Annotated in this window: 16 protein-coding genes; 7 read left to right on the top strand and 9 right to left on the bottom strand. The window is 47.2% G+C overall.

Annotated features, from left to right (window positions below; translation table 11 throughout):
• The 4 genes from KD909_RS14365 to KD909_RS14350 form a co-directional block, all read right to left on the bottom strand.
• Window positions 1–606: a YflT domain-containing protein gene (locus KD909_RS14365; protein ID WP_047795778.1), complete on the bottom strand. Its 606-nt coding sequence runs from the start codon at window positions 604–606 to the stop codon at window positions 1–3.
• A gap of 12 nt (window positions 607–618) precedes the next feature.
• Window positions 619–1,134, bottom strand: a complete 516-nt coding sequence (locus KD909_RS14360; protein WP_015880330.1) for a YflT domain-containing protein — start codon at window positions 1,132–1,134, stop codon at window positions 619–621.
• 112 nt (window positions 1,135–1,246) lie between these two features.
• Entirely contained in the window at window positions 1,247–2,107 is an 861-nt protein-coding gene (locus tag KD909_RS14355; protein ID WP_211781965.1) for a hypothetical protein, read from the bottom strand.
• A 44-nt stretch (window positions 2,108–2,151) separates the two neighbouring features.
• Entirely contained in the window at window positions 2,152–2,565 is a 414-nt protein-coding gene (locus KD909_RS14350) for a methylglyoxal synthase (RefSeq protein ID WP_015880332.1), read from the bottom strand.
• Between the two features lie 224 nt (window positions 2,566–2,789).
• Between KD909_RS14350 and KD909_RS14345 the strand changes: the two genes are divergently transcribed.
• Both KD909_RS14345 and KD909_RS14340 read left to right on the top strand, forming a co-directional pair.
• Entirely contained in the window at window positions 2,790–4,541 is a 1,752-nt protein-coding gene (locus tag KD909_RS14345) for a mechanosensitive ion channel (protein WP_074035117.1), read from the top strand.
• A gap of 103 nt (window positions 4,542–4,644) precedes the next feature.
• Window positions 4,645–6,123 (top strand): HD-GYP domain-containing protein, encoded by a 1,479-nt coding sequence (locus tag KD909_RS14340; RefSeq protein WP_211781964.1) that lies wholly within the window; start codon window positions 4,645–4,647, stop codon window positions 6,121–6,123.
• 34 nt (window positions 6,124–6,157) lie between these two features.
• On the opposite strand, the gene KD909_RS14335 is transcribed toward KD909_RS14340, so the two are convergent.
• On the bottom strand, window positions 6,158–6,457 hold the full coding sequence (locus tag KD909_RS14335) for an AzlD domain-containing protein (protein WP_211781963.1): 300 nt from the start codon (window positions 6,455–6,457) through the stop codon (window positions 6,158–6,160).
• Complete coding sequence (locus tag KD909_RS14330; protein WP_211781962.1) at window positions 6,454–7,185, bottom strand: AzlC family ABC transporter permease; 732 nt, start codon at window positions 7,183–7,185, stop codon at window positions 6,454–6,456. The genes KD909_RS14335 and KD909_RS14330 overlap by 4 nt, the downstream gene beginning before the upstream one ends.
• Before the next feature lie 114 nt (window positions 7,186–7,299).
• On the opposite strand from KD909_RS14330, the gene KD909_RS14325 reads away from it, so the two are divergent.
• Complete coding sequence (locus tag KD909_RS14325; protein ID WP_211781961.1) at window positions 7,300–8,001, top strand: CBS domain-containing protein; 702 nt, start codon at window positions 7,300–7,302, stop codon at window positions 7,999–8,001.
• Here the strand turns inward: KD909_RS14325 and KD909_RS14320 are convergent.
• A complete protein-coding gene (locus KD909_RS14320) occupies window positions 7,981–8,319 on the bottom strand; it encodes an antibiotic biosynthesis monooxygenase (protein WP_074035108.1) in 339 nt (112 codons plus the stop codon). The two genes, KD909_RS14325 and KD909_RS14320, sit on opposite strands and share 21 nt — an antisense overlap.
• 76 nt (window positions 8,320–8,395) lie before the next feature.
• Window positions 8,396–9,235: a M15 family metallopeptidase gene (locus KD909_RS14315; RefSeq protein ID WP_211781960.1), complete on the bottom strand. Its 840-nt coding sequence runs from the start codon at window positions 9,233–9,235 to the stop codon at window positions 8,396–8,398.
• Window positions 9,236–9,409: 174 nt separating this feature from the next.
• Here KD909_RS14315 and KD909_RS14310 point away from each other — a divergent pair, with 174 nt between their 5' ends.
• Window positions 9,410–9,628 (top strand): hypothetical protein, encoded by a 219-nt coding sequence (locus KD909_RS14310; protein WP_211781959.1) that lies wholly within the window; start codon window positions 9,410–9,412, stop codon window positions 9,626–9,628.
• A 55-nt stretch (window positions 9,629–9,683) separates the two neighbouring features.
• Window positions 9,684–10,151 carry a hypothetical protein gene (locus KD909_RS14305; RefSeq protein ID WP_211781958.1) on the top strand — a complete coding sequence of 156 codons (468 nt, stop codon included), beginning with the start codon at window positions 9,684–9,686 and terminating at the stop codon, window positions 10,149–10,151.
• A 17-nt stretch (window positions 10,152–10,168) separates the two neighbouring features.
• On the opposite strand, the gene KD909_RS14300 is transcribed toward KD909_RS14305, so the two are convergent.
• Complete coding sequence (locus tag KD909_RS14300) at window positions 10,169–11,272, bottom strand: glycerol dehydrogenase (protein WP_211781957.1); 1,104 nt, start codon at window positions 11,270–11,272, stop codon at window positions 10,169–10,171.
• 374 nt (window positions 11,273–11,646) lie between these two features.
• Between KD909_RS14300 and KD909_RS14295 the strand changes: the two genes are divergently transcribed.
• A complete protein-coding gene (locus tag KD909_RS14295) occupies window positions 11,647–12,306 on the top strand; it encodes a type 1 glutamine amidotransferase domain-containing protein (protein WP_031424259.1) in 660 nt (219 codons plus the stop codon).
• A 110-nt stretch (window positions 12,307–12,416) separates the two neighbouring features.
• Window positions 12,417–12,842: a DMT family transporter gene (locus KD909_RS14290; protein ID WP_015880345.1), complete on the top strand. Its 426-nt coding sequence runs from the start codon at window positions 12,417–12,419 to the stop codon at window positions 12,840–12,842.
• Window positions 12,843–12,855 lie beyond the last annotated feature (13 nt).

Below are 12,855 nucleotides of genomic sequence, written 5' to 3'. Positions count from 1 at the left end.
TTAGAAACGTCGGATATTATCCGGATCTTCGACGTCATTTCGATAAGCGCGATCGTCGAGACCACGTAGTTTTTCCTCACGGTCAAGATTCTTCGTTTCTTCATCTAGCTTGTCTTGCTCCGGGTCTACGGGATGGCTTGGGTCGACGGTTTGAGTTTCACGGTAAGGTTTTGAGTCGATTTCCAATCCGTCGTCAGTATGACTACCGAGATGAGTCGAGGATGCGTCTTGATATGGTTTCGAATCGACCGTCACCCCGTCTTGATGACGACGTTCAAAGTCTTCATCCACATAAACGAGGATTTTCCCGGCCTCTACATCGTCATAGTGACGTTTTACTTCCTCTTCGCTCAGTCCCATGTTGCGTAGACCAGCGTGCACGTCTTCATGACCACTGAGGAACGCCCGAACCTTATCGAACCAGCTCGCTTGATGGGTCGCTTCCGTATGAACATCTGTATCACGTCTCAAAATCGAAACATTGTCTTCATGTTTTGTGACGACATAAATGTGTGAGTCTTCATACCCTTTCGCTCGCAACTCCTCGATTTTCCCAAGGGCTGCATCCTGCGTATCGTGCATACTGATAAATCGTTTCTCATTCATAGTCGTTCCTCCTTATAATCGGCGATGATCTTCTAATCCAGAATGACCGCGTACAATCGGATCATCCTTTGTACCACGTGGATTCTCGTCGTGATCGTTAAATGGTTTTGCGTCAAAGGCGATCCCGTCCGCCTTTTCCCCTTTATCATGATCGAGCTCACTGTCTTTCTTATACATGTTCGGATAGCGGTCGTACGAGTGGCGATCGATGTAGAGTAAAATCTGTCCTTCATCGATGGCATCATAATACTGTTCCGCTTCGGCATCGTTGAGCCCCATATTGCGTAACTCATCACGAATGCGGTCACTTCCGTGTAGGAATGCTTTGACACGGTCAAGCCAATTGACGTCACGGATACCGGACTCGGCATTCACATCCGTGTGGTCACGTAACGCAGAAATTTCCCCGTCCCGCTTGGCGACCACATGCATATTCTTTTCAGCTTCCCCTGCTGCTTTCAGCTCTTCCACTTTGTGCATGACTTCCTGTTCGCTCTGGAACAGGCCAATCATTTTTCGATCTGACATCGAATACCCCCTTTAGAATTTCCAATCTAAAAACAAGCGTCACAATAGGAGTAATTTCCGTTCTCGCCATAATTGAAACAAAAAACGCCATCTCCTAAGAGGAATGGCGTGGTTAGTAATAAAGCATGAGCGTAGCGTCTCCGAGAGAACAACGTGTACTCTTCCAGACGAACTCGATTAATGTCCAGATGGCCATAAAGCCACTGATTGCCATTAAAATGAGCGCATAGAGTGGGGTCAACTGAATGACGAATGACCAACCAATTGTCATTAAGAGCGGTTGAATCAGGAAAATGGACGTGATGTAGACGACAACGATGAGTAAGGCGAACGCAATACGCCGACCTAGCGTCTGGATGTGATGTCGGAAGCGGGTCAATATGCCGAAGATGGCACCGGTCACGAGGACGGGTAACAGGAAGGCCAGATAATCAATTGGATACGTCGACATGGGGGCGGTGAATAGTCGACCGCTAAAGACATCGTCAATCACGAGCAGTAAGTTGGCGTAGGCAAATGCCAAAATCATACCGAGTAGCCAGCCGAAGCGGTTCCAAATCGTACGAGACGATTTGAGTGCTTCAATCTTTGTGTAGGCGAGGAAGGCAAGGTCGCGCACTTCGATTTCTTTTAACGAAAGCTTGGCTTCGTCCAATTGATTGACGGCCCAATCGAATTCCCGGTTTGCTTGCGCTTTTTCATGAGGTTTTAATTCATCCGAGGCATCAATCAACACGTGATAGCGTCGACGATATTCTTCATTTGTTTCAGGTTGTTCAATGAGGAAACGAGCGTATTCCTGAGGATCTTGATTTAAAAGGCTTTCGAGCGACTGACCACTTTTCTCAGCATGCCGGATGTAGCCAGCGAGTGCGAGTAGATGTCGGTCCGCTTCCGCCTCATTTCCAAGAAGTTCGATGAGGCGCTGGCGCACTTCGTTAAAGAACTGTTGGACGTTCGGATCGTGAATCATATTCGGTTCCAGGGAGATTCCTCTCCTTTCTTGGTTTGTCATGGTCAAGCGGGTGGTTCGTCATTATGGGAGAGTTTTAGTGACTCGAAATCACCTTGCTCGATACTTCGAATCAAAATTTCGCTTCCTCCCATGTTCGTCGAAAGTGGGATGGAATAGACGTCGCAAAGACGCATCAAGGCGCTCACATCCGGTTCGTGAGGTTGAGCAGTTAATGGATCTCGGAAAAAGATGATCATATCCATCTCCCCGCGTGCGACGGCAGCACCGATTTCTTGGTCCCCACCAAGCGGTCCGGATCGGAAGCAATGAACAGGTAAGCCAGTCGCTTCCGCAATCCGCTTACCCGTTGTACCGGTCGCAAACAACTGATGCTTTTTTAGAATATGCGCGTACGTTTTAATGAGGACGATTAAATCGTCTTTCTTTTTGTCGTGAGCCACTAGAGCGATATTCATCCTAAATTCCTCCTAACATGACGTCTCTTGTTATTCGTATCATATTTGACTTCATTTGGCACGATTTCTCTCTTAAACTAACGTACCCATTTCCAATGAATCGTAATAGTCATGTAAACGAATTGACTTACAGTTCAGGTTTGATGATTTTGAAATATAGGTATGTATGAAATAGCACTGTTAAATAAAAACAATCATTTCATGTGAAAAAGGAGGAAGATTCGATGAACAACACAACGTATAACTTCAATACGTTCATGTCATGGCTACCAGAGCTTTTGCTGGCAATTGTTATTCTCGTAGTCGGTTATATCTTGGCAAAAGTATTGGAAAACGTGACACGTAAAGCATTGAAGAAGGCACGACTCGATGAGCGGGCCGGTATCAAAAAAAATGAGGAGAAAGGGGAAAAGTGGACCCCTGAACGCATTATCGGAAAAGTCGTGTTCTTTGGGGTATTACTCCTCGCATTCCTGATCATCTTTGAATTCATGAACGTTCCAGCCATTACGGAACCATTCAGTCAGATTTATGAAGGATTCTCTGGATTGATTATCGGTGTCATCAAAGCCGGCTTGATTTTACTCGTTGCCTGGGTCATCGCTACCCTGTTGAAAAAAGGGATTCAAATGGCGGGACATCGTTTGAATTTGAGCAAGTTGATGGAAAAAACGGGGCAAGAATCGACAAGCGTCAACCAAACGAAGTGGGTCGACACGGTCGCGAACATCGTCTTCTATCTCGTGCTCTTATTGGCATTACCGGCTGTACTTGACGCCCTTGGACTTCGTGGGGTCAGCGGACCATTCGAAGATTTATTGAACAGTTTCCTCGGATTCATTCCGAAGCTTGTCGCAGCAGCGCTCATTTTCGCAATCGGGTATGTGGTGGCGAAGATTGTTCGCGACATTTTGACGAAATTCCTCGAAGCTGCAGGACTAGATCGCTTGGCAGAGCGATTCCATCTATCTGATTACGTGAAAGGATCGAGTCTTGCGAAGGCAATCGGTACAATTGTTTTCATCTTCATCATGATTCCGGTGACGATTTCGGCGCTTGAGGCGCTCGATATTCGAGGGATCTCGGAACCGGCGATTGCGATGCTCAATGATGTCCTTGTCATGATTCCAGACATTCTCGTTGCAATCGTCCTCGTCCTCGTCGGGGTGTTCGTTGCAAAATGGTTAAAAGGGGTCGTTGTATCGCTCCTTGAGAATCTTGGCGTCAACTCGTTGGCTCAAAAAATGGGCTTCGGGGAACGTGCGTCTTCGATGTCAATTGCCCAAGTGGTCGGTGTCATTGTACAAGTAATCGTGATCTTGCTCTTCGTATCCGAAGCACTTCAAGTCGCGAATCTTGAGTTCATGGCATCTCTCGCAACAGCCATCTTTGCTTACTTGCCGATGGTCATTGCAGCACTCATCATCTTGGCAGTCGGATTCTGGTTGGCGAACATGGCAGAGCGGTTGGTCGGAAGTGTGCTTGTTGATGGAGCAGGACAACCGAGTGCGCTTCGCTACGTAGCGAAGTATGCGATTCTCGGACTCGTCTTCTTCATGGCAATTAGTCAGCTCGGCATCGCACCGATGATTGTCAATACAGCATTCCTTCTTATTCTTGGAGCTGTTGCCCTTGCCTTCGGTCTTGCTTTCGGTCTTGGTGGTCGCGAGACGGCGGCACGTTATTTGAAAAAGGCAGAGCGACGCATTGATGAAACGGAAGTTTCAAAAGAAGGTCTCGAGCAGGAGAAAGAACAGATGAGCCGCGAAGCGGAAGCTGCAAAACAACAAGCGAAGCAAGGCGTGGAGCAGTCGAAACATGAAGCGGAACAATCGAAACACGAGTTGAAGCGAGATGTTCAAAATCCAAAAGTTGACCATGTTGATGGACCGGAACCGAATCCGTTCCATGAGAACATCACTCCGGATCAGGACAATCGATCACTTGATGATAACGATGGTCCGTTACGCCCATAATCGATGCTTGAACGGGTCTCCTACAAGGAGATCCGTTTTTTTGTGTTCAACTCAATCATAAATCTGGTCGATAGTAAAAGAAAAGAGTGTAGGGGTGAGGGGAATGTTTGAACGTTTTCAACGGACGCTCGTGATGAACTATATCATCGGCTCAGGTTTGGCCGTCTTTGGAGTAGGTGGTGTCTTTATTTTTCAAACGCTTGACCTGTCCATTCGAGAGATTTTACTACTGTTAGGCATCATGTTGGGGTCAGGGATAGTTATGATTTTCTCAGAACTACTCTTATACCGTCGCCACATTCGACCGATCCGACAGCTTTTTATGACCGAATCCCCATCGATTGACGAATTGACGTCGGCATTCGAACAAGCGAGTCGATTCCCGATTTTAACGGTGCAACGGATTTTAGGTCCCCATTTGTTTGGATTATCCATCCCGTCAATTGGTTTAACCGCCGTTTTTATTCAGATGAGGTGGATTGATTTACCTTATCGTTTGATCGGCTTGGCTGCAATCGGGGCCGTCATGATTGCGGTACTACATGCCTTGATTGAATATTTTTTGACGGTTCGATCGGTTGAGCCATTACTGGTATACATGAAAGAAAGGCATCTCGAACTTTATCATCTGCCTATTCATGCAACGTATCGATCATTTAGTGTCCGAACTAAATTATTGATCAGTATGCTCATTACGGGTGTCTTTCCCATCATGTTGTTCATGTTGGCATCAAGTGTGCAACTGTCGACTTCGAATCGGACGGATACGTATTGGAATTGGGCGTTCGTGATTCTTGTCATTATCGTTGGGATTGCAGTGCTATGCAGTTTCTTGCTCTATGACAATATCAAACGTCCGATTGGGCTCTTGACGTCAGGAATCGAGCAAATGGAATCAGGACAACTCCAGAAAATCGAGAATCCGTACTTAGATGAGTTCGCCCAACTAATTGGGGGCTTCAATCAAATGGTTGAGACGGTAACTGCTCGTGAACAAGAAAACGCACAGCTGTTAGACAGCCTCTTCATTTTATTCGCAGCAACGCTCGATGCACGTGATCCCTACACAGCAGGTCATTCGGAGCGTGTCGCGATGTATTCCGTTGAGCTTGCTCGCGCCATTGGCTTACCGCATGCACAAGTCGATTTACTCAACAAGTCGGCACTTCTACATGACATCGGGAAAATTGGAATTCGAGATGACGTCCTACTAAAAGAAGGGAAGCTGACAGACGAAGAGTTTTCAAAAATTCAAGAACATCCGACTATTGGCATCCATATTTTGAGTCAAATTCATTTACCTGCATCGCTTCAACCGATTTTAGCCGGGGTTCGGTCGCATCATGAACGAATCGATGGGAAAGGATACCCGGACCGCTTACATGCGGTCGACATTCCGTTATTCGGAAGAATCATGGCGATTGCCGATGCTTATGATGCCATGACATCAGATCGACCCTATCGGTCAGGGATGCCAGTGGAAAAGGCGCTTTCCATATTGGAAAGCGGTCGGGGAACACAATGGGACGCGGAATTTGTGGACGTATTCGTCCAGCTTCGTCGTCAGGCCATATCAGCATAAGAAAAGGGGCAGCACCTCGTGTGCCGCTCCTTTGTCATATAGTTTGAAAGGCATATACCCCGAATACAGCTCCAATGACGATAACGACGAGGTTGACCCGTAGTAGCGCCAGGAAAGTGGCTACCACTCCTCCGAATAAGGCAGACGAGGTGGTGGTGGTGGAGGATAGGACGCCCGGAAAAATCAAACTAGCCAGTACCGCATACGGGATGAAGGAAAGAAATCGTTTCATATATGCCGGTAACGCCAATTCCTTTAGCCAGAGTAGCGGGACGAGGCGAGGGATATACGTGACAAGTGCCAATCCTAGAACGAGTAGAAACAACGATATCATGTGACCTCTTCCTCCTTAAATACGAAAGCACCGATTCCGGCTGCGACAACGGTCGCGACGATGATTCGAATCCCGTCCGAGATGGGAAAGAGTGGCGTGATGATCCAATGAAGTATGGCTTGAATGACGATTGCTAAACTTGCGACGACGAAGACAGGACGAGTCGTTAATGATGGAACGAGTAACCCGATGAACATCGCATATAGCGCAATCCCCATACTCGCCTTTAATGTGCTCGGAAGACCGAAGGCGAGGAAGACCCCCATCCACGTCCCGACATTCCAAGCAAGAAATGCGATTGTATTCAACCCGAGCACGAACATACCGGAACGGGCCTCTTGACGAGTAGAGGCGATGCTGAACGTTTCGTCGGTCACACCAAACGCGATGGTAGCCAATAGTCTTCGAGATGTACTCTCAATCCGTTGGGATAGTGCGGCGGACATTAAAAAATGACGAGAGTTTAGAATGAACGTCGTCAAAATGATTTCCCAATACATCGAACCGGCCATCAGAAGTTGTACCGTAATGAACTGACTTGCCCCGGCAAAGATCAAAAAGGACATCGATAATGTGATAGCATTCGGCAAGTTGAAAGATTGTGCCAAAAGACCGAAGGCAATCGCAATCGGAATATATCCGATGGCGACGGGAATGCCGGCGCGTAGTCCTGCGCGAAACGTGGGTTGCGGTGAAGTTGGTGATGTGGGATGAATCGAAGTCGCCATGATAGCCCTCCTCCATAATTAAGATGATTTCTATGTCATTCGGGATGAATAAACGGTTTCCTGCTCAAATGCTAAAAAAGAGGGTATACATGTATCGTTAAGGAGGGTGGTTACATGAGTCGTGCTGAAGAATTTTTGGCATCCTATCATCGAATCGAGGATTACTTGAGTCGAGAGATGGGGGATGGGCAGCATTTCAGTTTTAGCAACATGGTGAATCGGTTAGCGAAACAAAATCCAATCATCGACCGGTATAAAGAAGATTTACATCAGATGAGTCAACTACGAAATGCCATCGTCCATGAGCGGCGGGAACCTGATTTTATTATCGCAGAGCCACACGAGTCGCTCGTTGCATTGATTTTAGAAGTGGAACGTGAACTCCTGCACCCACGTCTCGTCATTCCGTTATTTGCAAAATCGGTGGTGACGTTTCAGTCCGAAGATTTTTTGACGGAAGTACTCCGGGAGATTCGAGATAAAAATTATTCGCAATTCCCGGTATATCATGACAATGGATCTTGGCGCGGACTGTTGACGAAAAAAGGAGTGACCAGTTGGCTAGCCGAAACAATCGACGGGACCAACTTGTCACTCAAAGGAGTTCGGGTGAAGCACGTCCTTCACCACGATCCGCACATGCACCGGTATCGATTCATTCGAAAGGATGCGACGGTCATCGAGGCGCAGCACTGCTTTACGCAAATGAAAGAGGGCGCACGATATGACGCCCTTCTCATCACAGAGACCGGAAATCCGGATGAACCGCTACTCGGCATCATCCGTCCTCAAGATTTATTGAACGCGCTCCGTTGAGGCGAGATGTTCAATGGCGACCTCATATTGGGTAACGGTGTTGCCGAGGACGATTGGTTTCACTTCTGAAGTCCCGTCATCACGTTTCTTATGGGCGTGCTTATAAGCATTGCTGTCGCGCCAGTTCTCAAAGCTGTCTGCATCACGCCACGTGGTCATGATGACGACATGATCCATCGCCTCATCAGACGTATCCGTCAACACTTGCATACGGACAAAGCCATCCATCGCTTCGATTCCTTTTGTCGTTTCGAAGCGTGCTTTGACCGCGTCGGCCTTTCCTTTTTCAACGTCTAGTTTGTTCATCACAATCCACATCCCACATTTCCCCCTATACGAATAAGATGACTCCATTATAACGTGAACAGGGAATTGCCTGAAAAAGGATGCTCACTCAACGTTTGCTCCACCATTCTTCGAACGCCCAATTCTTCTGCTTCATCATCGTCGCTTCAGTGACACCGACATAACGCAAATGCCAAGGTTCGTAATTGTATCCCGTAATTTTCTCTTTTCCTTTTGGATAGCGGACGATAAATCCGTAGAGATGGGCGTTTTGAAGCATCCACTTCCCTTCAGGCGATTGATCGAAGGATTCATATAGCCCTAGACGCATACGTTGGCTCGTCATATCAACGGCGAGACCTGTTTGATGTTCACTGTGACCGGGACGTGCCACATATTTTGAAGCGTATGCGACCCCGCGTGTATTGACATAATAGGTATAGAGCGATTTTTGGGTCGAGTACGATCGGTAGGCGCTAAGGGCGTATAACGTATGACTTTGCTTCCGACCCGCGTAATACAGTTTAGCCAGAGCATAGGCTGCCTCCGCTGTCATCAAGGTCCGTTCACTCCCTTTTTGATAAACAGTTGGAATGGTTAACGTGACAAGTTGTGAGGAACGATAAGTGGAAGGGAGTCCATCCGCCTTGTTGACTAGTCGTAAACGATCGGCAGATGGCATCTTCGGGATACCGGCTTTCAAGTTGGCAGATGGAGTGAAGTACTTCGTATTTCCGATGTAGACGTTCGACCAACTCCGATTATAGGTCGTATAGCGGACTGGGACGTTCGTTCGTAGCGTCTTAAGGATAGGGGAAGATTGCATGGCACGACCGTACAAATAGGTCGTTTTAATCGTATAACCTGGTTGTGGGGACGAGGATGCCGCTGTCACCGGCGACACTTGAAACAACAGCAGACAAATGACAAAAATACGCAGGGACTTCATGGCAAAACGCCTCCTCGAGAGTTAGATGATGTTCCTTTTCCCGTTTTCTTGATAGACTGTGCATCTTTAATCCACCTTTAGGTCGGAAGAGGATACGGCTTGGGCCCGATGAAGGTGGGCATGAAATCCGATACAATAAAGATAACGAATGAGATCGTAGAGAGGAGTGAGCGAATGGAAGCTATAATTGGATTACCGCTCTTATTGCTCGTCCTATTCTTTGCCTTTTTATACTTTAATATCAAAGGGCTATCGAATATGTGGAAGGACTATAATCGAACGAAATCGATGATTCCGCTCGGATTCTTCATCGTCGGGATTATCGGGATTTTCACAGGAGTGTGGACGTGGCTCGTCATTTTGATTTATTACGTCGTCCGACCGAAAGACTAAACACTGTGTGCAGACGCATACGGTGTTTTTGCTATACTGAGGACGAGGTGTTGAGATGGAGAAATTGATAAAAGCATGGTTTATCGTGACGTTGATCACGTTCGGAATCTTTAAACTTGGTGAAGTGATGACGACCCCTTACTCGGAAACACCGAGTGAAGGGAATCTTTACTGGATTGTTCTCTTAATTGGATGGCCGTTTCTGTTGTTGTTTATTTGGATCACCGTTCGTTTGACACATCGAGTCGTCGCATCCGTGCGACCGTTTGGAAAGGTCAGTTTAGCGATCGGAAGTTTCGTCATGGCCGGTATAGCTTGGATGACTAACCAATCAAAGGCGACGTCTCTTCGAGAAGGGATTCGTTTATCAGCCAATGAGTCGTACGCAGAAGGATGGAACCAGTTCACGAATATCATCTATATGAACCAGCTGACGTTCTTCCTTTTGACGGTCAGTTGTATGGGAGTCGGAATTCTCTCATCATTCTTCCTGAACAAAAAACAGCGAGACGAAGCCGTTTGAGCTTCGTCTCGCTGTTTTTATAGGTGTTCTTTATAAAGACGTGCATAGCGATCCGCAGCGATAATGGCGTCAGCAACTTCTTCAGGTGTAACATCGAAACCGCTATGAATCGTTTCGCCATCTGCCGTGGCCGCTTTCCCGACCTTCAAGATATCGTCTCGAGATGCATCTTTCAATTTGATATCTTCAAGTGTGACCGGTAAGTCGAGTGCCATATAAAAGGCAACATACTGCTCGAACTCTTCTTGAGGGCGTCCTTCGAGTGCGAGTTGCACGAGTGTTCCAAATGCAACTTTTTCACCGTGCGTTAAATGGTGGATGTCTCCTTCAAGTGCGGTGAATCCATTGTGAATGGCATGGGCTGCAGCCAAGCCACCACTTTCAAAGCCGAGCCCGCTCAATAAGGTGTTGGCTTCCACAACAGCTTCAAGCGCAGGTGTGACGACTTTTGCTTTCACAGCTTCATACGCTTGAATCCCATATGTGAATAGAACCTCTTCACACCGTTCGGCAATCGCCTCCGCCGCAAGTGTCGGGACACCGCCAGCCATCGTCTTGCCTCCGAATGCCAGGACACTTCGCACTTCCACCCACGTGGCCAATGCATCGGCAATACCTGACGCTAAGAAGCGTGGCGGTGCTTGTGCAATCAATTCCGTATCCACAAGGACGAGATCCGGATTCTTTTTATAGAAACGGTAGCTTTCGAAATTGCCATCCTCTGTATATATGACCGACAATGCGCTCGTCGGTGCATCCGTAGAGGCGATGGTCGGTACAATGACGATACGCGCATCCAATTCATCTGCGACCGCTTTTGCTGTATCGAGCGTTTTCCCACCGCCGAGACCGATAACAAACGCTGTTTCATGCTTCTTAGCGTCTGTAGCGATTCGAGTGATTTCGTGCTTCGACGCTTCTCCGACGAAATCAGCTTTCGTCGCTTTGAGCTGGCTCGCTTGCAGCGATTTGGTCACCCGTTCGCCGATCAACTCCCATACGACGTCATCCGCGATGAGTAAAGCGTTGGAACCGAAGTGAGCGACAAACTCTCCGATGCGATCAATCGTTTGTTTCCCTTGCACATACTTGGCCGGACTGATGAAAATGCGTTCTGACATAGTGAACTCCATCCTTTCATATCAGGTTTGGTGTAAGTGCTTACAAGGCAATCATACTACAATTGGTAAAGAATGTTCGTGAAGATTACATGAAGAACGGCAGCTGACCGAGCACAAGTAATAGGATGATGATGGCGACGACAATGAGAAATCCCCAATCGTTCATTCGTTTCGTCATAGCACACGTCTCCTTCATGGGTTGGAATTGCGATTCCTCTTCAGTATAGGATGTGGTGAGAAAAAGGGAGGTTGAATAAATCACCAGGTCAAAAAAAGATATACCTTGTCGTGTGGGAACAGGTCATCGGGTTTAACAGATGATGAATCGGGAACAGTAGAGTCGTATGTTGATTTTCGTGAAGGAGGAATTGAGTATGTCGAAACATGTACTGATTGTCACAACGTCAGCAAATCAATTATCAAATGGTCATGCAACGGGATTATGGCTTGAAGAGTTTGCCGTTCCTTATTTATTGTTCGAAAAAGAAGGGTATAAAGTGACGGTCGCGAGTATCGAAGGTGGAGACGTGCCAATCGATGCGAATAGTTTAGAAGATGGTTTGTCAGAAGACATTCTCAATACACGGGAATTGCTCAAAGATACAGCCCGTCTCGATCAAGTCGCAGACGAGTCGTACGATGCAATCTTCTTACCGGGAGGTCACGGGACAGTTGTTGATTTCCCGGGAAATGAAACGTTACAACGTGTCATTCGCAACGTATACGAAAGTGGGAATATTGTCGGGGCAGTTTGTCACGGACCAATTGGACTGGTCAATGTGAAACTCAGCAACGACGAGCCACTCGTTAAAGATAAACAGGTGACAGGGTTCACCGATGCAGAAGAAAAAGAGATGCAGCTCGATTCTGCCGTCCCGTTCTTGCTTGAAACAGGACTACGCAATCAAGGCGGGCAGTTCAAGGGAGCTGACAACTGGGCGGTGAATGTGGCGGTTGACGAACGTCTCGTAACGGGTCAGAATCCTCAGTCTTCTGAAGCGGTCGGGAAAGAACTTGTTAAGTTACTCGGATAATCGTGTGAAGCAACTTCGAATGTCGAAGTTGCTTTTTTGTTTTTTGGACATATGTCCTATTCAAGTCATCTCTCTTTTCGTAAAGTCAGACGAAGAGAAAGGGGAATGACATGGGAATTTTATTTGCCATCTTATCAGGGACGTTCATCGCCCTTCAAGGAATCTTTAATGCAAAACTAGGAGATGCGGTAGGCGCATGGATGTCCGTCACAATCGTTCATTTTGTCGGACTTCTGTTAGCACTCGCGATTTACTTCTTCAAGCGAGATGCGGACATGACAGCCTTCAAGCGTGTGCCTTGGTATTATAGTTTAGGAGGATTGTTCGGGGTATTCGTTGTTTTCGGCGAATTGACGGCGATTCAACAACTCGGGGTCACATGGGCAATTTGTGTATTGCTTGTGGCACAATTAGTAGGAGCCTTCATCATCGATTTGAATGGCTGGTTTGGTGTCAAACGGAAACCGATGAACACGGGACAGGTCATGGGACTCGTCTTGATGGTCGTCGGAATCGGAATCTATACATTTTCTTAAGGAGTTCACTTTA

The organism is Exiguobacterium sp. PFWT01 (assembly GCF_018255795.1).
GTDB lineage: Bacteria > Bacillota > Bacilli > Exiguobacteriales > Exiguobacteriaceae > Exiguobacterium.
Note: the sequence above shows the minus strand (reverse complement) of the source record. Positions and strands in the feature narration are given on the sequence as shown.

Excerpts from the sequence above, each read along its gene's own strand:
- KD909_RS14345 (WP_074035117.1), top strand. The coding sequence starts at position 2,790 with ATGAACAACACAACGTATAACTTCAATACGTTCATGTCATGGCTACCA.
- KD909_RS14335 (WP_211781963.1), bottom strand. The coding sequence starts at position 6,457 with ATGATATCGTTGTTTCTACTCGTTCTAGGATTGGCACTTGTCACGTAT.
- KD909_RS14305 (WP_211781958.1), top strand. The coding sequence starts at position 9,684 with ATGGAGAAATTGATAAAAGCATGGTTTATCGTGACGTTGATCACGTTC.
- KD909_RS14340 (WP_211781964.1), top strand. The coding sequence starts at position 4,645 with ATGTTTGAACGTTTTCAACGGACGCTCGTGATGAACTATATCATCGGC.
- KD909_RS14300 (WP_211781957.1), bottom strand. The coding sequence starts at position 11,272 with ATGTCAGAACGCATTTTCATCAGTCCGGCCAAGTATGTGCAAGGGAAA.
- KD909_RS14330 (WP_211781962.1), bottom strand. The coding sequence starts at position 7,185 with ATGGCGACTTCGATTCATCCCACATCACCAACTTCACCGCAACCCACG.
- KD909_RS14295 (WP_031424259.1), top strand. The coding sequence starts at position 11,647 with ATGTCGAAACATGTACTGATTGTCACAACGTCAGCAAATCAATTATCA.
- KD909_RS14350 (WP_015880332.1), bottom strand. The coding sequence starts at position 2,565 with ATGAATATCGCTCTAGTGGCTCACGACAAAAAGAAAGACGATTTAATC.
- KD909_RS14315 (WP_211781960.1), bottom strand. The coding sequence starts at position 9,235 with ATGAAGTCCCTGCGTATTTTTGTCATTTGTCTGCTGTTGTTTCAAGTG.
- KD909_RS14310 (WP_211781959.1), top strand. The coding sequence starts at position 9,410 with ATGGAAGCTATAATTGGATTACCGCTCTTATTGCTCGTCCTATTCTTT.
- KD909_RS14365 (WP_047795778.1), bottom strand. The coding sequence starts at position 606 with ATGAATGAGAAACGATTTATCAGTATGCACGATACGCAGGATGCAGCC.
- KD909_RS14360 (WP_015880330.1), bottom strand. The coding sequence starts at position 1,134 with ATGTCAGATCGAAAAATGATTGGCCTGTTCCAGAGCGAACAGGAAGTC.
- KD909_RS14320 (WP_074035108.1), bottom strand. The coding sequence starts at position 8,319 with ATGTGGATTGTGATGAACAAACTAGACGTTGAAAAAGGAAAGGCCGAC.
- KD909_RS14325 (WP_211781961.1), top strand. The coding sequence starts at position 7,300 with ATGAGTCGTGCTGAAGAATTTTTGGCATCCTATCATCGAATCGAGGAT.
- KD909_RS14355 (WP_211781965.1), bottom strand. The coding sequence starts at position 2,107 with ATGATTCACGATCCGAACGTCCAACAGTTCTTTAACGAAGTGCGCCAG.
- KD909_RS14290 (WP_015880345.1), top strand. The coding sequence starts at position 12,417 with ATGGGAATTTTATTTGCCATCTTATCAGGGACGTTCATCGCCCTTCAA.